The 25,176-nt window shown below is 30.1% G+C and carries 28 protein-coding genes; 23 read left to right on the plus strand and 5 right to left on the minus strand.

Annotation, left to right across the window (positions count from 1 at the left end; all coding sequences use genetic code 11):
• Positions 1–123: 123 nt before the first annotated feature.
• The gene (locus ACSYT2_RS01540) at positions 124–2,754 is read left to right on the plus strand and encodes a M6 family metalloprotease domain-containing protein (protein ID WP_438382960.1); all 2,631 of its coding nucleotides are present in this window, start codon (positions 124–126) and stop codon (positions 2,752–2,754) included.
• A 191-nt stretch (positions 2,755–2,945) separates the two neighbouring features.
• Here ACSYT2_RS01540 and ACSYT2_RS01545 read toward each other — a convergent pair whose 3' ends face one another.
• Positions 2,946–3,152: an alpha/beta-type small acid-soluble spore protein gene (locus ACSYT2_RS01545; RefSeq protein ID WP_430858200.1), complete on the minus strand. Its 207-nt coding sequence runs from the start codon at positions 3,150–3,152 to the stop codon at positions 2,946–2,948.
• Between the two features lie 374 nt (positions 3,153–3,526).
• On the opposite strand from ACSYT2_RS01545, the gene ACSYT2_RS01550 reads away from it, so the two are divergent.
• On the plus strand, positions 3,527–3,868 hold the full coding sequence (locus ACSYT2_RS01550) for a zinc ribbon domain-containing protein YjdM (protein ID WP_430858201.1): 342 nt from the start codon (positions 3,527–3,529) through the stop codon (positions 3,866–3,868).
• Positions 3,869–3,928: 60 nt separating this feature from the next.
• Here ACSYT2_RS01550 and ACSYT2_RS01555 read toward each other — a convergent pair whose 3' ends face one another.
• Positions 3,929–4,438, minus strand: a complete 510-nt coding sequence (locus tag ACSYT2_RS01555; RefSeq protein ID WP_430858202.1) for an FUSC family protein — start codon at positions 4,436–4,438, stop codon at positions 3,929–3,931.
• A gap of 172 nt (positions 4,439–4,610) precedes the next feature.
• On the opposite strand from ACSYT2_RS01555, the gene ACSYT2_RS01560 reads away from it, so the two are divergent.
• The gene (locus tag ACSYT2_RS01560; protein ID WP_438382963.1) at positions 4,611–5,330 is read left to right on the plus strand and encodes an MBL fold metallo-hydrolase; all 720 of its coding nucleotides are present in this window, start codon (positions 4,611–4,613) and stop codon (positions 5,328–5,330) included.
• 92 nt (positions 5,331–5,422) lie between these two features.
• Here ACSYT2_RS01560 and ACSYT2_RS01565 read toward each other — a convergent pair whose 3' ends face one another.
• Entirely contained in the window at positions 5,423–6,820 is a 1,398-nt protein-coding gene (locus ACSYT2_RS01565) for a cation:dicarboxylate symporter family transporter (protein ID WP_430858205.1), read from the minus strand.
• Positions 6,821–7,197: 377 nt separating this feature from the next.
• Between ACSYT2_RS01565 and ACSYT2_RS01570 the strand changes: the two genes are divergently transcribed.
• From ACSYT2_RS01570 to ACSYT2_RS01600, 7 genes are all read left to right on the plus strand, one after another.
• Positions 7,198–7,467: a CD3324 family protein gene (locus ACSYT2_RS01570; protein WP_430858206.1), complete on the plus strand. Its 270-nt coding sequence runs from the start codon at positions 7,198–7,200 to the stop codon at positions 7,465–7,467.
• 161 nt (positions 7,468–7,628) lie between these two features.
• Positions 7,629–8,363 (plus strand): class I SAM-dependent methyltransferase, encoded by a 735-nt coding sequence (locus ACSYT2_RS01575; protein WP_438382964.1) that lies wholly within the window; start codon positions 7,629–7,631, stop codon positions 8,361–8,363.
• A 208-nt stretch (positions 8,364–8,571) separates the two neighbouring features.
• Complete coding sequence (locus tag ACSYT2_RS01580) at positions 8,572–9,063, plus strand: helix-turn-helix domain-containing protein (RefSeq protein WP_438382966.1); 492 nt, start codon at positions 8,572–8,574, stop codon at positions 9,061–9,063.
• A gap of 2 nt (positions 9,064–9,065) precedes the next feature.
• Complete coding sequence (locus tag ACSYT2_RS01585) at positions 9,066–9,437, plus strand: DUF4180 domain-containing protein (protein ID WP_438382967.1); 372 nt, start codon at positions 9,066–9,068, stop codon at positions 9,435–9,437.
• 1 nt (position 9,438) lies between these two features.
• Positions 9,439–10,290 carry an alpha/beta fold hydrolase gene (locus ACSYT2_RS01590; protein ID WP_438382969.1) on the plus strand — a complete coding sequence of 284 codons (852 nt, stop codon included), beginning with the start codon at positions 9,439–9,441 and terminating at the stop codon, positions 10,288–10,290.
• Between the two features lie 95 nt (positions 10,291–10,385).
• Complete coding sequence (locus ACSYT2_RS01595) at positions 10,386–10,826, plus strand: helix-turn-helix domain-containing protein (RefSeq protein ID WP_438382971.1); 441 nt, start codon at positions 10,386–10,388, stop codon at positions 10,824–10,826.
• Between the two features lie 115 nt (positions 10,827–10,941).
• Positions 10,942–11,424 (plus strand): hypothetical protein, encoded by a 483-nt coding sequence (locus ACSYT2_RS01600; protein ID WP_438382973.1) that lies wholly within the window; start codon positions 10,942–10,944, stop codon positions 11,422–11,424.
• A 50-nt stretch (positions 11,425–11,474) separates the two neighbouring features.
• Here ACSYT2_RS01600 and ACSYT2_RS01605 read toward each other — a convergent pair whose 3' ends face one another.
• Positions 11,475–11,657: a YvrJ family protein gene (locus tag ACSYT2_RS01605; RefSeq protein WP_438382975.1), complete on the minus strand. Its 183-nt coding sequence runs from the start codon at positions 11,655–11,657 to the stop codon at positions 11,475–11,477.
• Positions 11,658–11,714: 57 nt separating this feature from the next.
• Entirely contained in the window at positions 11,715–12,299 is a 585-nt protein-coding gene (locus ACSYT2_RS01610) for a sigma-70 family RNA polymerase sigma factor (RefSeq protein WP_438382977.1), read from the minus strand.
• Between the two features lie 397 nt (positions 12,300–12,696).
• Here ACSYT2_RS01610 and licT point away from each other — a divergent pair, with 397 nt between their 5' ends.
• From licT to ACSYT2_RS01675, 13 genes are all read left to right on the plus strand, one after another.
• Positions 12,697–13,539 (plus strand): BglG family transcription antiterminator LicT, encoded by an 843-nt coding sequence (gene licT / locus ACSYT2_RS01615; protein ID WP_430858213.1) that lies wholly within the window; start codon positions 12,697–12,699, stop codon positions 13,537–13,539.
• Between the two features lie 470 nt (positions 13,540–14,009).
• Positions 14,010–15,869, plus strand: a complete 1,860-nt coding sequence (locus ACSYT2_RS01620; RefSeq protein WP_438382979.1) for a beta-glucoside-specific PTS transporter subunit IIABC — start codon at positions 14,010–14,012, stop codon at positions 15,867–15,869.
• 74 nt (positions 15,870–15,943) lie between these two features.
• Complete coding sequence (locus tag ACSYT2_RS01625) at positions 15,944–17,380, plus strand: 6-phospho-beta-glucosidase (RefSeq protein ID WP_438382981.1); 1,437 nt, start codon at positions 15,944–15,946, stop codon at positions 17,378–17,380.
• Positions 17,381–17,633: 253 nt separating this feature from the next.
• Positions 17,634–20,000 carry a polymorphic toxin-type HINT domain-containing protein gene (locus ACSYT2_RS01630; protein WP_438382982.1) on the plus strand — a complete coding sequence of 789 codons (2,367 nt, stop codon included), beginning with the start codon at positions 17,634–17,636 and terminating at the stop codon, positions 19,998–20,000.
• Positions 19,981–20,556, plus strand: a complete 576-nt coding sequence (locus ACSYT2_RS01635) for a hypothetical protein (protein ID WP_438382984.1) — start codon at positions 19,981–19,983, stop codon at positions 20,554–20,556. Before ACSYT2_RS01630 ends, ACSYT2_RS01635 begins: the two co-directional genes overlap by 20 nt.
• Positions 20,557–20,605: 49 nt before the next feature.
• The gene (locus ACSYT2_RS01640; protein ID WP_438382985.1) at positions 20,606–20,800 is read left to right on the plus strand and encodes a hypothetical protein; all 195 of its coding nucleotides are present in this window, start codon (positions 20,606–20,608) and stop codon (positions 20,798–20,800) included.
• 148 nt (positions 20,801–20,948) lie between these two features.
• Complete coding sequence (locus ACSYT2_RS01645; RefSeq protein ID WP_438382987.1) at positions 20,949–21,275, plus strand: Imm8 family immunity protein; 327 nt, start codon at positions 20,949–20,951, stop codon at positions 21,273–21,275.
• 277 nt (positions 21,276–21,552) lie between these two features.
• Positions 21,553–22,044, plus strand: a complete 492-nt coding sequence (locus ACSYT2_RS01650) for a hypothetical protein (RefSeq protein WP_438382989.1) — start codon at positions 21,553–21,555, stop codon at positions 22,042–22,044.
• Between the two features lie 13 nt (positions 22,045–22,057).
• On the plus strand, positions 22,058–22,537 hold the full coding sequence (locus ACSYT2_RS01655) for a hypothetical protein (RefSeq protein WP_438382990.1): 480 nt from the start codon (positions 22,058–22,060) through the stop codon (positions 22,535–22,537).
• A 325-nt stretch (positions 22,538–22,862) separates the two neighbouring features.
• Positions 22,863–23,381, plus strand: coding sequence for a hypothetical protein (locus tag ACSYT2_RS01660; protein ID WP_497527378.1), 519 nt, complete (start codon positions 22,863–22,865; stop codon positions 23,379–23,381).
• 16 nt (positions 23,382–23,397) lie between these two features.
• Positions 23,398–23,844: a hypothetical protein gene (locus ACSYT2_RS01665; RefSeq protein WP_066891389.1), complete on the plus strand. Its 447-nt coding sequence runs from the start codon at positions 23,398–23,400 to the stop codon at positions 23,842–23,844.
• A 312-nt stretch (positions 23,845–24,156) separates the two neighbouring features.
• Positions 24,157–24,699 (plus strand): TNT domain-containing protein, encoded by a 543-nt coding sequence (locus tag ACSYT2_RS01670; protein WP_438382993.1) that lies wholly within the window; start codon positions 24,157–24,159, stop codon positions 24,697–24,699.
• Between the two features lie 12 nt (positions 24,700–24,711).
• Positions 24,712–24,960, plus strand: coding sequence for an Imm59 family immunity protein (locus ACSYT2_RS01675; RefSeq protein ID WP_438382994.1), 249 nt, complete (start codon positions 24,712–24,714; stop codon positions 24,958–24,960).
• Positions 24,961–25,176 lie beyond the last annotated feature (216 nt).

Genomic DNA, 25,176 nt, shown 5'->3' on the forward strand with positions numbered 1-25,176 from the left:
TTTATTTAATTGGACAAGCTAAATTGAATTCTCAATACCATATTAATGAGGAAAATAAGATTCATATATATAATTTGGTATTTGTAGTTAATAGAATAATTTTAATTAATAAGGGGGATGGTTATGAAAATAAAAAAAATAATATCTTTTCTAGTTATCTTATCAATGATTATCTCAGGCATACCAATTACAGCCTATGGAACTGAGAATAATGAAAATATGTCAATTGATAGATTAGATGACTATAATGATTTATATGGGATTAATAGGAATAAAAATAGAAGTACAAGGTCCTCAATAACAGAAGGGAATTTAAATAATATCGCTGTTTTTATTGAGTTTTCTGATAGGGAAGACATTAGTATTGATGACCCAGAAACCCAATCAAAAGCTCAAGAAGTATTTAATACAGGTGGGACAAATGATTCTACATATGGAAAGATACCATTAATTTCTTTGAATGAATATTTAAAGGACTTATCTTATGGAAAATTAAATGTAAAAACAAGTATATATCCTAAAAGTAATTCAACTGTAGTATCCTACAAACCTGACAAACCAAGAACATATTTTATGAAGAAGAGTACTACAGCTAAAGATGGATATACAAATTTATCAGAACAAATGGCTAGGGAAAGAGAACTTATAGGAGGGGCATTAAATGCAGTAAAGGCTCATGTTGAAAAAGAAATGACAGGGAGCCAAATTGATATTAATAATGATGGATACATAGATGCTATTTCTTTTTATGCAGAGGGAGAGTATGGATATGGAACAGGAGTTGAATTCCAATCACTACTATGGCCACATAAAGCAGATGGATACTTTGATACTAAAATAGCTGGGAAGGAAGTTTATTCGTATAATTTAGTAAGTGTGGGAGATTCTAAGCAGCCAGGAGGAGTCTTTAGTAAAAGGAGAACAGTTTATGGAGTAATAGTTCATGAATTTCTTCATGTGATAGGACTTCCGGATCTTTATAGAGTGTTGGGAGATGATGGGGATCCGGTAGGTAGATGGAGTATGATGGCTTCAAATGGACAACAAACTTTAAATCCTATAACATCATTTTATCAGAGGGAAGTTTTAAATTGGGGTTCAAGGCTTGATACTTTGGGTTCAGGAAAGCATACTATAACATTGCAAGCTCCTAAATATATTAATCCAGATGAAAAAAGAGCTATTATAATAAAATCTCCATTAAATGCAAAGGAGTATTTTATAGCAGAATATCGTAAAAAAGAAGGCTATGATAAATATACTAATATGGACAATGGAGGAATAATAGTATATAGAATTAATACTAGTATTAATCAATATGATGGTAATAAAGAAAAAGACTTTATGTATGTTTTTAGGCCAGGAGAAACAGGATTAGGTCTAGGCAAAGGAGAATTAGGCAAAGCTACTTTATCAAAAGAAAGTGGAAGAACAACCTTTGGAAAATCAACAAGTGATTCATCAACATTTGATAATGATACTATTCACTATAGTAATGGTGAAAATAGTGGGATTGTAATTTCAAATGTTTCAAGTGGACTTGGTGATACAATCACTTTTGATGTGGAGGTTCCAACTGTAGAGGGTAATGGTACAGCAAGTAATCCATATATAATAAATGATCCATCAGATTTTAACTTAGTTAGAGGACAGGGTAAAGCATATTTTAAGATGACAAAAGATATTGATATGTCAGCTGTAGATGATTTTAAAAACCTAGGAATGTTTACAGGGAATTTTGATGGACAAGGTTATAAGATAAGTAATCTTACAATTAATGAAGATAGTATTAGTAGTACAGCAGCATTATTTGATGCAATAGAGGTTGGTGGTAGCCTTAGAAATTTAGTTTTAGAAAATATTAAATCAAAGAATAATTCAGGAAGAGCAGCAACTCTTGCAGGTTCAGTATCTGGTAAGATTGATAATGTACAAGTTACTTCAGGAGAGGCAATAGGCTCTAAGCCAGAAAGCTCATATTCTATTGATACAGCAGCTGGGCTAATAGGATACGCTATAGAGACAGCTGTAATTACCAATTCATATTCTAAAGCAAATGTAAGGGGGAATGGTTTCGTAGGTGGATTTATAGGTATTAATTCAAATGCAACAATAGAAAATTGTTTTTCAACTGGTAAGGTAGAAGGAAAGACTAATTCTGATAAAACAGGTGGATTTATAGGTAAGAACTTACTTTATGGTGGTGAATATAAAGCTCCTAAAAATAGTTATTTTGATATGAAAAGTAGTGGTCAAACTAATAGTATTGGTGATGTTGAACTTTGGGGACAAATAACTGGGGCTTTAACTGGACGAGAAGGTGCTATAGGAGTAGAGATAGATAGTAATGTTCTTTTAGATATGCAAGGGATAAAGAGCAAAGAAATTAAATTGATATCAAATCCAGTATCATCATTAAAGGGGAATTGGGAAAGTAAGGATAAATCTATAGCAACTGTTTCAAATGGTACTGTAACAGGAGTATCAAAGGGTAATACAGAAGTAATTTATAGATTACCAGTAGGGACAAATGATATGCTATTTATAACGAAGGTTGAAGTAAAAGATTCATTACCTTTTGAAAAAGAGGATTTAAATAAAGATGGTAAGATTGATTCACTTGATATAGCTATATTATCTAATAATTATAATAAAGTTAGTGGTCAGTCTGGATGGAATACTAATTATGATCTTAATAAGGATAATATAATTGATATATATGATTTAGTATTAGTATCAAGAAAAATAAAATAGTAATTTAATAAATCTCAAACTTATGTAGTTTGGGATTTGTTTTTTGTTTAAACATGTATATCTCCTCTAAGAATAGATTTTATAATTTATTCTAAAATAATTAGTGTGAAACAGAAAATATTAAACATAGCATATTTATGTAAAATCAAAAAGATGGATGCACTAATTAATATTAGTGCATCCATAACTATTTATTTAATTCCGTTTTCGTAACTTTCAACCATTTTTTTAACCATTTCTCCGCCAACACTTCCGTTTTGCTTAGAAGTAAGATTTCCTTTATCAGCATTTTCATAATCCTGTAATCCTACTTGAGAAGCAACCTCATTTTTAAGTCTATTTAAACCTTGTTTTGCTTCTGGTACTAAATTTTTGCTACCACTATTATATGAAGACATATATGTGTACCTCCTAAATTTATTATTCTGTCGACACTAATAGATTAACCATGAATATTGTAGACTACTCTATAAAAATATTGATAAAATTGGAGGATAAAACCTAGATTTCCTATGTTTATTTAATTATTTTCAGGAATAGCTCCTTTGATTTAGAATTTAATAATATAAATACTAATATAGTGGAGGTTTATGGAATTATCTGCAATGAAGTTTGTCAATTAATGAAGACTATGATATCATAGAGTCTCAAAAGAACTCTCTATGTGGTTTTTGTGAATTTTTATTACCTAATTACACTTTCAATGAAGCTGTAAAAGGGGATTAAAAGTTATAAATTATATTTAACAATGAGGAATGGAGGAAATGAAATTATGGATAATTTACCAAATTGCCCAAAATGTAATTCAGAATATACTTATGAAGATGGAAACTTATTAGTTTGCCCAGAGTGTGCTTATGAGTGGACAGCAGGTGGAGAAAATGAAAGTAATGAAGATACTCTTGTTGTTAAGGATTCAAATGGAAATATCTTAAAGGATGGAGATACTGTAACAGTAATTAAGGATCTTAAAGTAAAAGGAGCTTCATCAGCTTTAAAGCAAGGTACAAGAGTAAAGAATATACGTTTAGTTGAAGGTGACCATAATATTGATTGTAAAATTGATGGCTTTGGTGCTATGAAGTTAAAATCTGAATTTGTTAAGAAGATCTAAGGGGATTTAGTTGAGATTTAATTGGATATATAATAAAAAGGGTGCTAATCTTAAAAGGGATTAGCACTCTTTTTTAGATTTTGGTGGATTAATTAGAACATTTACAGCTATACCAATAATTATTCCGCATATTGTTTCAAAGGTTCTATTAACAGCATAATATATTGGATCATTAAAAGCGTGGGTAGTTGTCACTGCAAGAAAAGCAATGCAGGCAACATTTATTGCACCAGGCATTTTAAGAAAAAGATTATTAGAATAAATAACTATAATTATACCTAGGGCTATAAATATGTAAATTATAAGCTTCTTAATAAAAACAGAATCTATATTGTAGGTTACAGCTTTAAATATAAACATTACAATAAGACCAATTAGGGCTCCCATTATTGTTCCTATACCTCTATTTTTACCCATTTTATATGAGTTTTCAACAGTGTCTTGAATACAAAAAACAGAAGTTAGGCAAGCAAAAAAAGGTTCATTAGGTAGTATTGCCAAACATAAAAATACTGCTATAGATGTTTTTATAGTTCTTAGTCCAATCTTTGGTAATTCAAGGTTTTTCATATCTAATCCTCCTATTTTAAAGATGTATTATATCATAAAATTCTAGGATAAAGAATAAGTAATATGATAATTTTCATTTGTTTGAAAATAATACAGAGTCATTTATGTACTAACTATCCATTCAGTGGAGATGATAATATATAATAAGTTAAACTATATAAGGAGAATTAAGATGAATAAAGTAAGTATATTAGAAGTTAATTTTGATTTTGGAGGAGAAGTTAATAGAATTTATCCAGTTGTTTTGGAAGATGAAAGAGAAATGGTTTTAATAGATTGTGGATATCCAGGTTTCTTATTCTTAATTGAGGAGGAAGGAATAAAAAATGGAGTTGATATAGGAAGGTTAACTAAAATAATTATAACTCACCATGATTTTGACCATATGGGATCAGTAGCTGAATTTAAAAGAAAATATCCTAATATAGAAATTTTAGCTGCTAAAGAGGATGAGCCTTATATTAGTGGTAAGGAAAAATCCTTAAGATTACAGCAAGCAGAAGGGATATATGAAAGCTTACCAGAAGAGGAGAAGGAAGGAGCCATGGCATTTCATAAGGTCTTGGAATCAGTGGAATCCTGTAAAGTAGACATAACCTTAGAGGATAAGGATTACTTTGATATTTGTGGTGGTATAGAGATAATAGCTACCCCTGGACATATGCCTGGACATATATCAGTTTATGCTAGAGAAAGTAAATCATTAATAGCTGGAGATGCATTAGTAATAGAGAATGGAAAGCTTGATATAGCTTTGCCTGAATATACATTAGATTTAGTAGATGCAAAAAAATCTGTAAAGAAGTTTTTAAATTACGATATAGATAGGATTATATGTTATCATGGTGGCTTGTTTACAAAGAATATTAGAGAAGTACTTAATGAAATATAAGGAATTAACTTAGTGAAGAAGTAAAAGAAAAGAGAGAAGAAATAAGAATTCTTATTTCTTCTCTCTTAATCATTCCTTGTTAGATGTAAAAATTATTCTGCTTCAGCTACTTTATTATCACTATTATAAACATCCTTATCTATTTCATTAAAGCTATTTCCAACAGTAACAGCAGCAACCATAGTCCCATTTACATTAATTAAAGTACGTCCCATATCTAAGATTGGGTCTATTGCAAGGATTCCTCCAGCTAGAGGGAAGTAAGCTCCAAGGCCCATACCAGATACTACAACTGATACTGCAACAGTAGCTGTTCCAGGAAGTCCTGTAATTCCAAGTGACCCTATTGCAATTACTATAACAAGCATTGCGTAGAAGCTAATATCCATAGGTGTTCCAGACATATTAGCTATTGTAATAACAACTAAAGCTGGATATATACCTGCACAACCGTTCATACCACCATTAGAGCCTAAGCTTCCTACAAAGCTTGCAAGACCATGTTCTAAACCTACTTTTTCAGTTAATGTTTCTATTGTAACTGGTAATGTACCAAGGCTTGAACGTGATGTAAAAGCTAGAAGTAAAGGTTCAGTAACATTTTTAATATACTTTATTGGGTTTAATCCATTTAATGAAATAATAACCAAATGTACCACAAACATAATAGCAAGACTTATATATAATGCTAAAATAAAATCAATTACCGTAAGTATTGCAGATACACCTTTACCTGCAATTGTATTAGCTAATAAGGCTATTACAGCATAAGGCATAAATTTAATTACTGTTATTGTAATACTTGTGATGATTTTATAACCAGCCTCAACTAGATCTGTAAAAGGTTTTATTGCATCTGAATGTTTTACATTTAATCTCTTGATAGCAAGTCCAATAAATGCAGCAAAGATAACAACAGCAACTATATTTGCATCAGCCATTGCCTTTACAGGATTTGATGGTAATAAGCCTCTTAGAGTATCAACTACAGAAGCAACTTCCTTAATTTCTGATTTAGCCTCTATAACTTCAGCTCCAACACCAAGTTTGAATAAATTACCTACAATAATAGCGATTATTGCTGCAATAGCAGTAGTTCCAAGTAACACAGCAATTGATCTACCAGTAAGTTTCCCTAGTTTTTCTCCATCTTTCATATTAATAATAACTCTTATTATTGAAAGAAGTACTAGAGGAACGATTAACATCTTTAAAAGATCCATAAATCCATAACCAAATAATCCGTACCATTTAGTTACTTCACTAATCCAGGCAACTTCACCAGGAGTAGATGGGAATCCAGCTACTGCTTGTATTATTACCCCTAATAATAAACCAGTTAGAGTTGAAATTATCATACGTGTTGAGAATTTCACCTTTTTCTTTGCTAATATATTAACTGCAAAAAATATTCCTATTAATATAGCTATAAATAATACAGTTTTGATATCAGTAACCATTATAAATTTCGAAAAGAATGTACTTTCCATATATATGCCCCCTTACAATTGCATTTCATACTAAACTTATATGTTTAGTTATTTTTTATTAGTATATGCCTCTATTTGGGAAAAGTCAACAGTTTTATAAAAAATATATTAATTTTAAATTTTTTGTTTACTAGGGACTATGTTTTTGAAAAGATGATTTTGTGTTAAAGTATAGTTGTAGATTTTTTATATGAAGGGGGTAGCATGTGCATGTATAGTACAGACCATTTAGTTATTGTATCAAGCTCCAAGCAAAAGCTGTAAAATACAGAGCATATTTTGTGAGGAGCTATTCAAAATTTAATAGTTTATCAAAATAGTTGTGTGCAGTTTTTGCATCTATATTTACATTAATAATAGTGAATAGGAGCAAAAATATGAAATATGAAAATGCACAGAATATATTACCTAGCAGTATAATAAGAGAACTTCAACAGTATGTTGATGGAATATACTTATACATACCTAAGAGGGAGAATAATAAAAAGTCTTGGGGAGAAGATAGTGGTTTTAGACAGGAGTTAGTTAAAAGAAATATAGAAATTTATGAGAAGTTTCTTAAAGGAATATCGGTAAAAGAACTAGCTAAGGGTTATTACCTATCAGAAAGTAGTATAAGAAGAATAATAAGAGAATATAAACTATAAGAATAATAATATATAAAGAGCTAATTGAGATTATTTCATTAGCTCTTTCTTTAATATATAGGAAAGAATATTACAGAACCATACTCTCACATTCACTGTGTATGAACTATGCTATAATTTTAGTATATTATAGAAATTAATTACTCAAAGGAGAAAGTAAAATGAAGGAAAATAAATACGATAATTCTAATTTTTTTAATGAATATAAGAAAATGTCCCGTTCCGTTAATGGATTGAAAGGGGCAGGAGAATGGCATGAACTTAAAAAATTGCTACCTGATTTTACTGGCAAGAGGCTATTAGATTTAGGCTGTGGTTTTGGTTGGCATTGCATGTATGCAATTGAGAATGGGGCAAAATCGGCTGTAGGTATTGATTTATCAGAGAATATGTTAGAAGAAGCTAAAAGTAGAAACTATTCTCCAAGGATTGAGTATATAAGAATGCCAATAGAGAATATAAATTATCCAAAGAACTCCTTTGATGTTGTAATTAGTTCCCTAGCATTCCACTATATAAAATCTTTTAAGGATATATGTGATAAGGTATATAAGTGCCTTACTGTAGGTGGAGATTTTATCTTTTCAGTGGAACATCCAATATTCACAGCAGAAGGTAAACAAGACTGGTATTATGATGAGGAAGGTAACAGAATTCATTGGCCAGTTGATAGGTACTTTACTGAAGGTATTCGTAGTTCAGTATTTTTAGGGGAAGAGGTACAAAAGTATCATAAAACTATGACTACATATATTAACACTTTAATTAAGGCTGGATTTGAGATAACAGGGGTTGTAGAGCCAGAACCAGATCCATCTATGTTAGAAGGAAACTTAGAGATGCAGGATGAGTTACGTCGTCCAATGATGTTATTAATATCTGCAAGGAAAAAGTAAATAGGATATTGAAAGAGCTAATTGAGATTATTTCATTAGCTCTTTATTTATTGAGAGCAAGGGGATAATAGCAATAAAGGATAAAACAATAAAACTAAAGCGCAATAAATATCAATAAAGTACAATAAAATACAACAAAAAGCATTGACTTCTAAAATAACCTTGGTTATAATATCAAATATAGTAGATAAGGAAAGGAAGAATAGTCATGGAAAATAAATTTTATACTATAGATCAAATTGCAGAAATGTTAGGTATGCATCATAAAACTATTAGAAAGTTTATAAATGAAGGAAAACTTGGAGCAAACAAAGTAGGGAAACAATGGAGAATATCAGGACATGATCTAAGTCTCTTTATGGAAAAAAACAATGTTACTAGGTCTAGTAAAAGTGTAAAGGAAGAATCAAGCATTGAGTACTCAGCTACAGGAGGAAAAGGAACTTTAGATAATAGAGTAAGTGTATCTACTGTAGTAGATATTAATGAGATAGATAAGGATGAGTATATGAGGATATCTAATATGCTTTTAGCTATGATGAATTCTAATGATTCTAAAATAGATAAATCAACAATAAATATGCTTTATAAGGAAGAGGAAAATAGATTAAAGGTAATGCTATGGGGTAATGTGAAATTTATTGAAGAAATGTTAAATTCAATTTCAGTTTTAGTAGAAGATAGGATGGGGGATGTATAGAGATGAAATATAGAATAGTAGAAAAAGAAAATAAAAAATATATTATGTACGAAGGTGATGAGAAGAAGATTTCTACAGAGGATGATGTGATAGATATTGTTTCTACTTCCTTTGAACATGATACAGGGTTAATAATTATAAATTCAAAAGCTCTTTCAGAGGATTTCTTTAATCTTAGAACTGGTTTAGCAGGAGTAATGTTACAAAAGTTTATTAACTATCATATTAAGTTTGTTATTCTTTTAGATAATAAAGAGGACTTAAGTTTAAGATTTAAGGAATTAGTTGGTGAGGCTAATAGAGGAAATGAATTTAGGGTAGTTGCTGATATTGCTGAGGGAGAAAAGTGGCTATTAAATATAGGAGAAGATTGATATGAAGAAAATTAGTGCTTTTAAAAGTAAAGAAGGTAAGAGAGATGTTATTGAATATTATAATTCATTTCTTCAAAATTCTACTTTTTCCTTAGAAGAACTATATGTAGATACAGAGTATGGAAAAACATTTATTATAGCAGCTGGAGAAAAGAGCTCACCACCCCTTGTATTGTTACACGGAAGTGCTATGAATTCAGTAATGTGGTTAAAGGATATAGAAAAATATTCAGTTACCTATAGGGTATATGCTATTGATATGATAGGAGAACCAGGAAAAAGTGAAGAAACTCAATTACCACTAGAGGATGACTCATATTCTAAATGGTTAAATGAAGTATTCAATGGATTAACTTTAGATAAAGCTAGTATAATAGGTATTTCATTAGGGGGATGGCTAGGGACTAAATTTGCTATAAGCTATCCTGAAAAGGTAGATAAGCTTCTATTGATTTCTCCATCAGGAATAGGACCACAGAGGAAATCATTTTTATTTAAGTGTATTGGACATATGATCTTTGGTGAAAAAGGTATGGATAAGCTTTATTATAAAGTTAATGGAAATCAACCTATACCAGAAAAAATGTTGAAATATCAAAAGCTTATAGGGAAAAACTTTAATAATAGAACTGAAATAATTCCTATATTCTCTGATGAAGATATAAAAAGATTAAATATGCCAACCACGCTGTTTGTAGGTTTAAAGGACATAATGCTTCACTCTGATAAGACAGCAAAACGTTTAGAAAGATTACTTCCACAGGCTAAAATAAATATATGCCCAGAAGCAGGGCATACAATTATAAATCTTACTGATGAAATAAATAAATTCCTTAATGTTAAGTTTAGTTGACAAATATCCATTTATACTTGATAGAAAAGGGCTGTAGTTTCTAGTATACTATAGCTACAAGTTAACTTGAAATGAATGAAAGTATGGTGGTTATTATGTCATTAGGGGAAAGATTATTATATTTGCGTAAAAAGTCAGGTTTATCTCAGGAAGATGTTGCTGAAAAATTAAGTGTATCTAGACAAACAGTTAGTAAATGGGAAACGGATCAAACTGTTCCTGAGTTACTTAAGGCAAAACTATTAAGTCAATTGTACAATGTAAGCTATGATTATCTTGTAAGTGAAAGCCATATTGGTGGGGACCTTACTAGTATGGAAATGATAGTAGATGAAATTGATTGGACGAGTGCATGGAGTAAAAAATATCCTATTTTAGCTTCATATCAAGGTATAGAAGGAATAAATAAATATTGTGACAAGGTATCAGAATTGTACGATAGTTTTAAAGAAGAATTTAAACTTAATGATCAGGATACAGTTTTAATTTTAAAAGATATCCTTTATCAAAAGTATAAAAGGGAAAATAAGAAGTAATATATTTAAAAGCGCTTATCAGAAATGTTAGGTGCTTTTTATTTTAAGTATATTATGAATATATTTCATCTCTTTAAATGAAAATATATTAAAGAGATAAAGGAGCTACTATATTATGAAGATAATTATTTGCTTGATTCTAGCTTTAAGTTTAAGTCATAATAATATAGCCAATGAGAAAGATAAAAGACCACCTTTCATAGAGGCAATTATTCTTGCTTATGATGCTATGTATACAGGAGATAAAGAGGAATATAAGGATTTTATAATACTGGATATGGAGTCAGTATATTTTGTTGATACTACTTATGAAGAGCGAGGAAAAGCAATTAATTATTTTAAAAAGTACAATAAAAAAGTTTTAAATGCTTCCTTATTTAAATTAAAAGAGATAGGATTGGTAGATGAAATTGGGCAAATTAGTATTAATGGAGATTTGTTAATGATAAATAGTATAGTATCGGATAATGATGATTCTATAGTTATTGAAGGATATAAATATTATGGACCAATTTCTGCTTATAGATATAAAGTTAAACTTAGAATTATAGATAGGCAATGGAAGGTGATTAATATAGAGGAGGTAGGAGTAGCTTAGTACATATAAATAAAAATGCAGTAAACAGAATTTTTGTTTACTGCATTTTACTATGCGATTTTATCATCATTATCAATAATGATTCCAAGTTTAGTAGAAATTATAGTATTAAGTCTATTGATTGATGAAGAAAGACACAGTATTTGCTTTTCAAGTCTAATAAGCAAATAAGCGCTAACAGCAACAGGAAAACCAACATTACCTACAAGACCTACTAATTCATTGATTTCCATAAAAAAATCACCTCTCTTTCATATAAGATATATGCTAAAAGAGGGAAAATCTAAGTTCTAGTTTAAGTAGGCAGAATTTTCTTTAAGGGATCTACTAAGCTTTTTCATTAAAGTACCTTTTCTATAAACAGCAGTAGAGTATGGTATATCTTTTAAATTTGAATACTCACGTATACTTTTATTCTGTAAAGTTATGAAATGTAGGAATTCCTTTTCTTCAGAATTTAGGTTATTAATAGCTTTACTAAGTTCTTCACTTTCGCAAGCTGAACATATCCTATCATCTATATAAGACTTATCTGATAAGTTTAAGTTTTCTAAGTCACCATCCATAGTTAAAGCATCAGCTCCATCTGTACCTGATCGTTTTTTAGATTTTCTAATAAGTAGATATATTGAATTTTTTATGGCCATAGTGGCATAGGCAACAAAACGATGTCTATCTAAATCATAATATTGAAGTGCTTTGAAAAGTGCCTTATAACATTCATTTTGTATATCTAAAAGTTCATAACCGTGAATAAAGCTTTTACTTGAAAGATTGAATATAAAGGGTTTAAATTCCTCTATCAGACTTTCTTTAGCCTTTTCATCACCATTCTTAGCATGTAATGCTAGGGTTTCAATTGTTTTATAGTTCATAAACTAATCCCTCCTCTCTTAGGTTATATATGCTTTCAAAGGCGAGATTTAAGTTCAAAATATTATAATTTAAATTTTAAATATCTTTAAAGTGGTTGTTACAGATTAGTAATTTAATTATAGTATATAATGGAAGTAAATGGAATAAAGAGAAATATCAATTAAGTAACAAAAGATAATTCTGAAAATCTATTGACAAGGTTTACATAAGGTGTTACAATAGCATCATATTAAGGCTGGAGTCATTTTTGGATTGTTACTGTTCGGCAGGCAAAACCTAAATTGATACCAAATTTGTTGTGGGATAACCATAACTATTTGATATTGATTTGGGTTTTTTATATTCCAAAAAATACAAATATCTAATGAAAAAGTTAGCACGAAGGAGATTAGGAATATGCTAATAAACAAGGTGTTAAATAACAATGTAGTTACAATTATAAATGATAATAATGAAGAATCAGTTGTTATGGGAAGAGGTATTGCTTTCCAAAAGAAAAAAGGGGATATGATTGATGAGGAGAGTATAGAAAAAATCTTCACTTTAGAAAATAAAGGGATTAATGATAAATTGATTTCCTTAGTTAATGATATTCCAGTAGAGAATTTAGAAGTTGCAGAGGAAATAGTTAAGTATGCGGAGGAAAAGCTAAATACTAAGTTAAATGAAAATATTTATTTAACACTTACTGATCATATAGGATTTTCAATTGATAGATTAAAAAATAACTTAGCAGTGAAAAATGTAATGCTCTGGGATATAAAAAGACTTCACAAAGAGGAATTTTTAGTAGGTGTTAAAGCCTTGGAGATTATTAAAGATAGATTTGGTGTTGAACTTCCAGAAGACGAAGCTGCATCAATAGCTATGCATATTTTAAATGGGGAATTAGATCAGGATATGCCAGATGTAGTGAATATGATAAACTTAATTGATGAAATACTTAAAATTGTAAAATATCATTTTAATGTTGATTTTGATGAGGAATCAATAAATTACTATAGATTTATAACTCATTTAAAGTTCTTTACTCAAAGACTTGCAAGTGGAAGGTATTATGAAGACGATGATAATGAATTGTTTGACATGATTAAAGTGAAGTATCCAAAGTCTTATGAGTGTACTAAAAGAATTGAAGGCTTTATTAAGCAAAAATATAACAATGACTTAACTAAAGAAGAAAAGCTATACTTAATAGTACATACTGCAAGAGTTGTACAAGAAGGAATTGAACAATAAAGTGATTCTTAGCTTCAGGTGGAGTTTTCTTAATAGGAATACCCTACTCCATCTGAAGCTTAGAAGAACTAATCCAGGCGCGTAGCAGTGCTTAGCTCCCACTTATAGAAGATAGGAGTGTTAGCAATGGTAGCGATCGGATAAAATAGAAGCTTTAGGCTTCAATTGGGATTGTTACTGATTCGATCAGGCAAAACCTAAATTAATAATTAAAATTAGGCTACAAGTTTACTATATCTGCTTATTATCAAAGATTATAGGAGTAAATTAGCTAAAGTTTTAATGGTTAGTTTAGGTTTTTTTATTTATATAAGTACTGATAATTCAATTTTAGTGAAGGAGGATAGGAGAAGGATTTAATTTATAACCAGAAGTTTCATAGGATTGTTACTGATTAGATCAGGCAAAACCTTAATTCTTCATAATTTTAAATCAAAAAAATTAAAATTTTGAAATGGAGGAATTAAGCTATGAATTATGAAAATTTAGCAAAATCAATATTAGAAAAAGTAGGCGGAGAAAAGAATGTATCAAATGTAACACATTGTGCAACAAGATTAAGATTTAATCTAAAGGATGTATCAAAGGCAAAGACAGATTCTTTAAAGAAAACTAAGGGAGTTCTTGGAGTTGTGGACAATGGACCTCAATATCAAATAATTATTGGTAGTGATGTTTCAAATGTTTATAAGGAAATACTAAAGCTTGGAGATTTCCAAAGCAATAGCTCAAAATCAGAAGGTGAAAAGTCAGGTAAGCTTGCAAAGGTATTTGATATAATTTCAGGTACATTTACACCTATTTTACCACCACTTACAGCAGCAGGTATGCTAAAGGCAGTGCTAGTTATATTAACATCTTTAGGATGGATGGCAAAGGATAGCCAAACCTATTACATCTTAAGCTTTATGGGAGATGCAATATTCTTCTTATTCCCAGTAGCTCTAGGATATACAGCTTCAGTTAAGTTTAAGTGTAACCCATTTATGGGGATGTTACTTGGTGGAATAATGATTCACCCTAACTGGAATGCATTAGTTTCAGCAGGGGATCCTGTTTCACTATTTGGTTTACCAGTTAGACTTGTAAGTTATACATCATCAGTTATTCCTATAATATTAGTTGTTTGGATAATGTCTTATGTTGAGATGTTTGCAGATAAAATATCACCAAAGCCAATTAAGTTCTTCTCAAAACCATTAATAACAATTTTAGTTATGGGACCTCTTGCATTAATAGCTTTAGGACCTATAGGTTCAATTTTAGGAGATGGATTAGCAAATATTATTACTAGTATCAATAGTGTAGCACCTTGGTCAATTCCAATGATAATTGGTGGAGTTATGCCACTATTTGTTATGGTAGGTATGCACTATGCAATAATTCCAATTGCATTTAATGAATTAGGATTAAAGGGGCAAGAAAATGTATTAGGGCCTGGTAACCTTGTATCAAATGTAGCTCAAGGTGGAGCAGCATTCTGTGTAGCAGTTAAGAGTAAGAATAAGGACTTAAAGCAATTAGCAGGATCAGCAGGTTTAACAGCTGTACTTGGTATAACAGAACCAGCTATGTATGGTGTTACATTAAGACTTAAAAAGCCATTAATAGCAGTTTGCACTGCTGGGGCATTAGGTGGATTATATGTTGGTCTTATGGGAGTTGTTCGTTACTCTTCAGGAGCACCAGGACTTGCATCATTACCAATATTTATGGGTGAGAATCCAATGAATATAGTTCATGCAGTTATTGGTTGTGTTATCTCATTTGTTAGTGCCTTTGGTTTAACTTGGATTATTGGATTTGAAGATCCAGTAGATGAGGATGAAGAAGTTGAAGAATTAGAAGTAGTTGAAGATGATAAAAAGCCTTTAATGAATAAAATTAAAATTGCTAGCCCATTAAATGGAGAATTAGTACCTTTATCAAAGGTTAAGGATGAAACTTTTGCATCAGAAATGATAGGTAAGGGAGTTGCAATTAATCCAACAGAGGGTAAGGTTGTATCACCAATAGATGGGACAGTTGAAATGGTATTTAAAACTAAACATGCTATAGGTTTAAAATCAAAGGATGGAGCAGAAATCTTAATTCATATTGGTATGGATACAGTTCAATTAGAAGGTAAGTACTTTACAGCACATGTTAAAGATGGTGAGGAAATAAAGGTTGGAGATACTTTAGTAGAATTTGATATTGATGCTATTAAAAATGAAGGTTATGAATTAATAACACCTATTATTATCACAAATACTATGAATTATTTAGAAGTATTACCTGCAGAAGAAGGGGATATTAAAGCAGGAGAAAATATTTTAACTATTATTTAGTAGTTAATAAAGTATAGGGAATAACTTTAATTAAAGGTTATTCCCTTAATGAAAAATTAGTGGAGGTATTTATTATGAAAGAGTTAAATAGATTTCCTGAAAATTTCCTATGGGGAGGAGCATTAGCTGCAAATCAATGTGAAGGTGGATATAAAGAAGGTGGGAAAGGTCTAACAACAGTAGATCTATGTCCAGCTGGAGAAAATAGACGTAAGGTTATGGAAGGAAAAATTGATATTTTAAGACCAGTTGAAGGTGAATATTATCCTTCTCATGAAGGAATAGATTTCTATCATAGATTCAAAGAAGATATAAAGTTATTTGCTGAAATGGGCTTTAAGTGTTTGAGAATATCAATAGCTTGGTCAAGAATATTCCCAATTGGAGATGAAAAAACTCCAAATGAAGAGGGATTAAAGTACTACGATGAAATTTTTGATGAGATGCTAAAGTATGGTATAGAACCAATAGTTACTATATGCCACTTTGATACACCAATTGGAATTATAGAGAAGTTTTGTGGATGGAAGAATAGAAAGTTTATTGATTTCTATTTAAATTACTGTGAAGCTATATTTAAAAGATATAAGAATAAAGTTAAGTACTGGATGACCTTTAATGAAATAAATATGATATTACATCTTCCTTTCATGGGAGCTGGTGTTAGATTTGAAGAAGGGGATAATGAAGAGCAAATCAAGTATCAAAGTGCTCATCATGAACTTGTAGCAAGTGCATTAGCAACAAAGATGGCTCATGAAATTATACCTGGATCAATGGTTGGTTGTATGTTAGCTGCTGGGTCTACTTATCCATATTCTTGTAATCCTAATGATGTTCAAAAGGCTATGGAGAAGGATAGAGAAAACTTATTCTTTATAGATGTTCAATCTAGGGGGGAATATCCAGGTTATGCAAAGAGATTTTTAAGAGAAAATGGAATTGAAATTGAATTTGGACCAGAAGATGAAGAAATATTAAGGAATAATACAGTTGATTTCATAGGATTTAGTTATTATTCAAGCAGATGTGCAAGTACTGATCCTGAAATATTAAATGGTAAAACTTCTGGAAATGCCTTTAAAACCGTTAGAAACCCACATTTAAAAGTATCAGAGTGGGGATGGCAAATAGATCCATTAGGATTAAGAATAACTTGTAACACATTATATGACAGATATCAAAAACCTTTATTTATAGTTGAAAATGGATTAGGTGCTGTAGATAAGATAGAGGAAGATGGTTCTATAAATGATGATTACAGAATTGAATACCTAAGAGAACATATAAAAGAAATGAAGGAAGCTGTAATGGATGGAGTTGATTTAATAGGATATACTCCATGGGGGTGCATAGATATAGTATCTGCCTCTACAGGGGAAATGAAGAAACGTTATGGATTCATTTACGTAGATAAGGATAATGAAGGAAATGGAACTTTAAAGAGAAGTAAAAAGAAGAGCTTTGTCTGGTATAAGAATGTTATAGCAAGTAATGGTGAAGAATTATAGAATAATAGTAGTTGTGAAAATCCACGGTAATTTATCGTGGATTTTTTTGTGATCTTGTAAAGAAATTTACTGATAATTCATTATAAATGGAGAGATAATTTCATCTAGCTTTGTTAATTTATTTGATATTATATTAAGTCCCTCTATTAAAGGTTGATAACATCTTTAAAGGAATAATTTACAATAAAACAAGTAAGTGGTAAAGTTTATATTGTAAGGATATTAATTAATAGTATTAGAACAGAGGTGTATAATGTCAAAGTTTATTATAGAAGAAGAAGCTACTAAAGCAAAAGCAAATACAGCCTCCACTGCAGTTGAAAATATAAGAAATACATTGATTAGTGCAGAAAGATTTATAAATAGTGCTATTGAGCTAATTAATGAGGATGAGGAATTAGGGAATTTATATTTTCCATCTCAAAGAGGCTTTTATAATGAACTTGATGATAAAATACTTGATTTAAGAAGATTTGGAGATATATGCTATTTCTATGATAGGGAAGTAGATGGACCTTTTACTAAGAACTACGAACAGGTAGTAGATATGGTAAGCAATATAAAATCAGATGAGATAACTATTCCTAATAATATTGGTGCAACAAAAACTGAATACTATAGAGAAATGGGACCAGGAGGCAGCATGAATAGCGGCTCAAGGGAGGTTCTAAAAGAAGGCATATCCTTTGATGATGTATTAGGTTACGGAGATATCGGTGAACTAATGAAATCAAACTACGAAGCCTTTTCAAAGGCTAATCCGGATATAAAAACTGAATATCCAACCTTTGAAAAGTACTTAGATGGGCTTATTCATCAAGGAGAGTTTGACTACGAAATAATTCCTGAATGGAAGGAGTATACATCATTAGTTATAGATTGTATACCTGTAATTGGAGATGCTAAAGGCGTAATCGAGGCTCTTGTTGGACAAGACCTAGTAACAGGTAGAGATTTAAGCTTATTAGAAAGAGGCCTTTGCTTAGTTTCTTTAATTCCCTTAGTAGGGGACGGTGCTAAGATTGGTGGGAAGCTTGTAAAAGAAGGAATACAAACAGCAGCAAGATCCTTGGGAAAAGAGTTAGTTAAAAATGCAACTATGATGGTAGGTACAAATGCTCTTGCCTCTATGGGAATAAATCCAATTGCATGCATGGTTTTATATGCTGGTGGTAAGGGAATTAAGGGCGGTATTAATCTGCTAGAGGCTAGTGGATTAGGAAAAAACTTTGACTTGGCTAAGTCAGAGTTTAAAAATGTTATGAAAAGTAAAGGTGATGGAATAAAATCTGTTATTAGTAATATATCAGAGCAGAATGGTGAAATAAAGATAACTCTAAAAGATGGAATTGGTGATGTTAAGAAAATTATCTTTAGAAGTGAAGAGCTAACTCCTTATCAGAGATATGTTTGCTTTAATGGATGCTTTACTGCCGATACGTTAGTCGTAACAGAGAATGGATATAAAGAAATATCCTCTATAGTTGATGGGGAATTAGTGCTAGCAAGAGATGAGATGACTGAGGATATTGGTTATAAGAAAGCTAAATTGATACAGAAGTTAGCTGAAGAATTAGTAGTAGTAACAGTAAATAATGAAATTATACAAGCTACAAAAGATCATTTATTTATGACTGATAAAGGATGGGTCAGAGCAGGTGAACTAAAAGAAGGAGACAAGCTACTTACATCAGAAGAAATCTATAAGACCATAGAAAGTGTAGAAAAAACAGGATATAATAAGGGTAAAGTTTATAATTTAGAAGTCGAAGATTATCATACCTTCTACGTAAGTAAGTTAGGTCTTTTAGTCCATAATGATTATAGTATTACAGAGTTAAAAGATATATACAAGAAGTTTAATAGTAGTATAAAGGATGTAGGATTAAAAGCAGAGTTTAAAACTATGTTAGATAAACTTGAAAACTTACCAGAGGGTAAAATAAAAGATAACTTGCTAAAGGATTTCCATGGTAAGTTTGAAGGAATAACAGGTGCGGATGATGCTGGAATTAAGAAGATTATTGAGGATGTTAATGGGAAAATTACTGAGGGGGTAAGTAAAGCTACTGAAGGTTATTCTGGAGATTTAATGTCTGTTAAAGATGCAGAACGATATAGTGAACATTGGAGAAAGTTGGGTATTGGGTCAGATAAAACATGGAATGAATTTTCAAAAGCTAATCCTGGAAAAACTATTGATGATTATTATGAGTTAATAAATGGAATGTCGCCATGGCCTATAGGAGAATCAGGAAATACTAATGTTTTAAAGGCAGGAGATAGATTCTATATGGCAGTAGAAAATAATGCACCAGATAATATGATAGGAGGTTTTGGTGTAAAGGAAAGAATTCAAAGTACAGAATTTATTAGAAAAAATTTAGCAGTAAAATCTGATTGGAAAAATACATGTAACGTAATAAGAGAGTTTGAGGTTAATGAGGGAATAAGTTTAGAAGTTTTAGAAGGGCCAGTTGGTCCTCAAATAGATTTACTTATTGATAGTTATTTGCCGGGTGATATGAATATTACACAATATGACTTATTTTCTAAGTTGAATGGTAGAGTAAATAGAACAGATTATGTTCATATAGTTGATGAATTTTGGGTGGATTAAGTATGGAGGAGTTGCAATGAATATTTTTACAGATAGAAAAAATGGAATAGTAAAATGGAGCTATAATAATAAGGATATTAAAATACAGAATACAGATATGATGTTTGCCTTTGAATATGCTAATGATATGGTAATGTTAAAGGTTAAAGGAAATGATAGTAAAATAGGTTTTATTTTATATAATACTGATGGAACTATAATTTTATCATATTCAGCTAAGGCAGAAGAAATAGTTATTAAAGAAAATAAGCATCTAAAAATAAATAATTTGATATCAGTTGAGTATAGCAAGAAATATAATAAAATTATTATTCTTAGAGGTATAGATGATGAAAATCAAAAATTAATTATTATGGATTGTAATGGAGATGAAATTTCAAGTATTAAGAATCCAGTAGGCTATACCTTTTACTATACTAAAAATGTAGGAAATATGGTAATGGTAGTTTGTCAAGGGAATAGTGATTTAACCAAAGATAAATATGGAAGAAATGAGTGGAATTATAGAATTGATTTGGATAATTACTATGTTGAAAAATTATCTATAACACAATAAATATATTTTTATATGCCAATGTTTCTTAATAAAGAGATATTGGCACTTTTTGTATAGTAATCAAGCTATATTTGCAACAGTACCATTAGTAGTAGCAATAGCAACAAGAGCAGCCATAGGAGAAATAATTAATAAGAAAATAAGTATTATTAATACTGGTAAAGCGTGGGTTGGTGAAGGCTATAAAACAATAACTAAGAATGCAGGAGATATAATTGGCTACTCAAGTAGTGATGGAATGTGAGCTTTTAGAATTCAGTATAAACCTAGAGAAGGAATGTGGAGAGGTGATTTTACAGAAAATTACAAGTATATCAATGAATTTGGCGACATAACAAATAAGCAATTGAAGAATGTCCATATTTATATTTTAGGTAAATAGGAGGTTGAAAATGAAATTAGAGATAAAAGCTTATAATGTAATTAATGAAATCTGGGATGATATAGATGATTTTTTCTTATCATGTCAAATAGATATAGGATTCAAAGATGAAATAGGAGCAGAAATATATTCATTTGATATTGTAAGTCCTAAAAAACTTCAAAAAATGTTAGTAAGAGATGGGATTGAGATAGGAAAAGGATATTTCATTATGAATGATTATAATAAGAATTCAGTATGTGATAAAATAGGGAAATTAATTAACAGAGAGATTTCAGAAGAGAATAAGTATGATGTTTTTGATGAAATTAGTGCTTACTTCAGAGAGCAAATTTAACTGCAAAATAAAGAATTAAGTAACTGCATAAAATATAACAGGATGATAATCTAGTTAAATCAATAAGAGAAAGAAAATTTAACACCGCATAATTCTAATAATGCAGTAAGAGAATGATAGAATGAACTAGCTGAAAAATAAGAAGGCTAGTTCATTACTATTTATAGTGATAAAATATTGGTAGGTGTTGAGAAAACTCAACTCAACCACTAAAACCTAATAAGGGAAACTCTGCCCCGAGGGGGTAAGTAAAGCTGATTTATTAAAAAATTCTGGATTGGATAAAGTAAAGGTAGATGAAATAGTGTCTATATCTAAAGGAAGTAGACCAGACCCGTCAACATATCTTAGCAAGGATTATATAGAACAACATTTAAAACAATTTGAAAATGGTGGTTCATTTGTTATGACTAGAGACCAATATGAATGGTATGTAGAGGGCAATAGTTTTATTGGATTTAATGACAATACCCAATTTATTGCTCCAAAAGATTTTATGGATAAAATAGAGAAAGTAGCAAGTGGCGATATTAGTGTTTATGAAAAAATGCTAGGATTTGATGATGGATATTTTCAATCAGGTGGAGGATTAGTTAGATTTGACACAATAAATTTAAAGGATTTAGAAATAAGAATACCATCAGGAAATGAAGCAGGGGCTAACTCGCATTGGATACCGGGTGGGCTTACTGATGGAGGAACACCAGAGGCAATAATCAATAAAATACCTAATAATGATGAGTATATTAAGATATCATTTATTAATTAAAGGAGTAGTATAAATGGATATAAAGGAAAAGTTGTTGGTAGCAATAGAAAATAATGAAGTTATAGATTTTTTAGAAGGGGAAGGTCAGTATAAAATTGAGTTTCATCAGTGGGTTAGTTCGAATTCACCTACAGATATCACTCAGATTATGACTCAAGGAATATATAAATTGTATAATGAAAGACCTGACTTGAATATTGATAAAGTTTTAGAAAGTAAATTATTAGAAATGATGAATTTAAATGAGTTTGATATATATATATCATTACAAATAATATATTTTCAGTTAATAAGAGAACAACGAGGAGATTCACCATTTAAACTAGATATGGAAAAGATATTAAAGAAAAACAGAGAAGCATTAATAAATAATAAAGAAAATATGATAAAATATAAAAAATGGGCAGGAGAAGGAAAAGAAAATGGCTTATGGGATGATGTAGTTCGTATAGATACTTTATGTAAAAGAAAGTGGAATATTTCAATTTTATAAAGTTATTAAGGATAATGCATAATAAAGAACTAATTAACTGCATAAAAAATAATGATAGCAGAATCTAGTTAAATCAATAAAAGCAAGAATAGTTAACACTGCATAAATCTAATAATGAAGTGAGAGAAGTTAAGAAGATTAATGTTTCAGTGATTTGAGCATTAATCTTTTTTCATAAGTAGTAATGTAGATAAAAAGTGTTATGAATGATAAAATAAATTTAACATATTAAGGGGAATTAAGGTTAAAAAGTAACTACATAACAGAAAATATGGTAAGTGATTAGAAATGGCTAGAAAATAGTGTAAGGCATTGAAAACACTAGATTTATAGAAAAGACAGACCCTGCCCCAAGGGGGTTAGTAAAGCTAGTCCGGCAGAGGTAGCTCAAAGTTGGCAAGGGAGTTTTCCGTATGTTGGAGTTGATAATTATAAAAACATAACATTGAAGAAGGGGAAAGTAATATATGTTGGAGACCCTTATCCAACAGGATATGCAACTACTAAAAGTGCTCTAGATAGAATAGATGGAGACGCAAGGAAGTTGTTTGAAGGACTACAAGTTAAACCTTATTGGGAAGATGGAATGGATGTTGCTGAATATAGAAGTAAAATGATGGCTTATGAAATAACAGAACCAATAGATGTAGCTTTTGGAATAACGAAGGCTAATCCGCAATTTGAAAGTGGTGGACTACCTCAAATGTTTCTGCCAGATTTTAAAGAGTTACTAAGTAGTGGTAAAATAAAGAAAGTTGAACTAAAGGCAGTGGAGTTGAGTAATTATAAAATGCAATTAGATGATTACAATAAAGTGTTAGATGTATTAGAAGGACTAAAGTAAAAATAGGAGGATATAGATGAGACTAGATAAAGGCAAAATAGTTATAAATAATAAAGAAATATATAGTGGAATGGATAGTGAAAGTTTTAAAAAAATATTTTTAATAGATGTAAATAGTTATACAAATGGAAATATTGAAAGATATAATTTTAAAAGTCCACAAATAATAGATGGATTATCACTATGGGTTAAAATTATATTTAAAGATAGTTTCCTATCATCGATAGAAATGAAAAATGCAGATTTAAAATTGAAAAATTCTTATGATAATTGGAGTGATGATAAAGTAGAATTGAAAAGAGAAAGTCATAATAACTGGTTAATAAATAATTTAGGAGAAGCTCATGAAAAATTACCAGTAGCACTAATATATAGATATAGTTGGGGGAAAATAGAATCATATTATGACCCTAAAGCAGCAGATAGTGGAATATTAATAACTTATAATAGAAATAATGCATAATAAGGAATTAATTGAATTCATAAAAAAGAGTAGTAAATGAAGTTGCTTAAATTAATAATATTATAACTGATTTTAACAATGCATAATATTAATAATACAGTGAGATAAAGACGTAGAAACTAGCTGAAAAATAAAATAGGCTAGTTTCTATTTTTTCTTGAGAGAGTTATTGGAAATACTAGTGTGTAGCAGTAAAATATAATAAGACAGACTCTGCCCCAGGGGTCGGCTGAAGCTGTTAACCTATGGAGAAAATCTGGATGTAGTAATGATGAATTATATAATTATTTATTAAAAAATGTAAATTCAGATGTGGCAAACAACTTTTTAAAAGAGGGCAAATGGCCAGAGGGTATTCAAATTCTAAAGAATTCATCAGTAGTGAATCCTGATGGTTCAATTAATTGGAGTAAAGCTGCGGAAGGTGGATATATATTAAGTGCTGACGGAACTGCAATAAAACAGCAGTTTAATCCTAAGGTTGGAGAAGTAATTGATAGATATGGTAATGCTAATGGTAGATACACATCTCCTGTAATTGATGGAAAAGCATATTCATATACAGAACGTTCGCTACCATATGTAGAAGATTTATCTAATTATCATCAATATGAAGTTATTGGAGATTTTAATAAAATTGAAGAGTATGTTAAAAATTGTTCTGATATTAAGTTAAAAACTCAAATAGATGCAGCGGTAACAAAATATTATGATGGCGATTATAGCAAACTAGTATCATATAAAGGTGAAATTGCAGGAATTAAAGGATGGGGAACAGGAGGGGGAATTCAATATGAATTTTCTATAACAGTTGAGCAATTAGAGCGGTTAGGATTATTAAAAGAAATAAAGTAGGAGGAACTAATAATGACAAGAGAAGACGCAATAGATATTATTTCTAAAGAAGGATTGAAAAGTTATAACCTTAATGAAGAGAGATATAATAGAGAAGATGAATTGGTTATTAAGAAGGAAAATGATACTTGGATTGTATATGCAACAGATGAAAGAGCAAGCGTAATTACAGGTTCAAAGAAAATATTTATCAATGAAGAGGAAGCGTGGGACAATTTAATAAAGAGGTTAAGAGCTGATAAAATTTTAAGAGAAGTATAAAGTTAATACTGCAAAATGTAGTATAATATAAATGCATAATAAGTTTATTCGGTTTAATTTATTAAATTCAATAAAAGAGTCAGATAAACAGATTGCATAAATCTAATAATGCAGTGAAAGAAGTTGAAAAGATTAATGTTTCAGTAAGTGGAACATTAATCTTTTTTTATAACAGCATGTTGTAGAAATCAAAGAGGTTGCATGATAAAACAAGAT

It is taken from the genome of Clostridium zhoujianii (assembly GCF_051590805.1).
In the GTDB taxonomy this organism is placed as follows: Bacteria; Bacillota; Clostridia; order Clostridiales; family Clostridiaceae; genus Clostridium.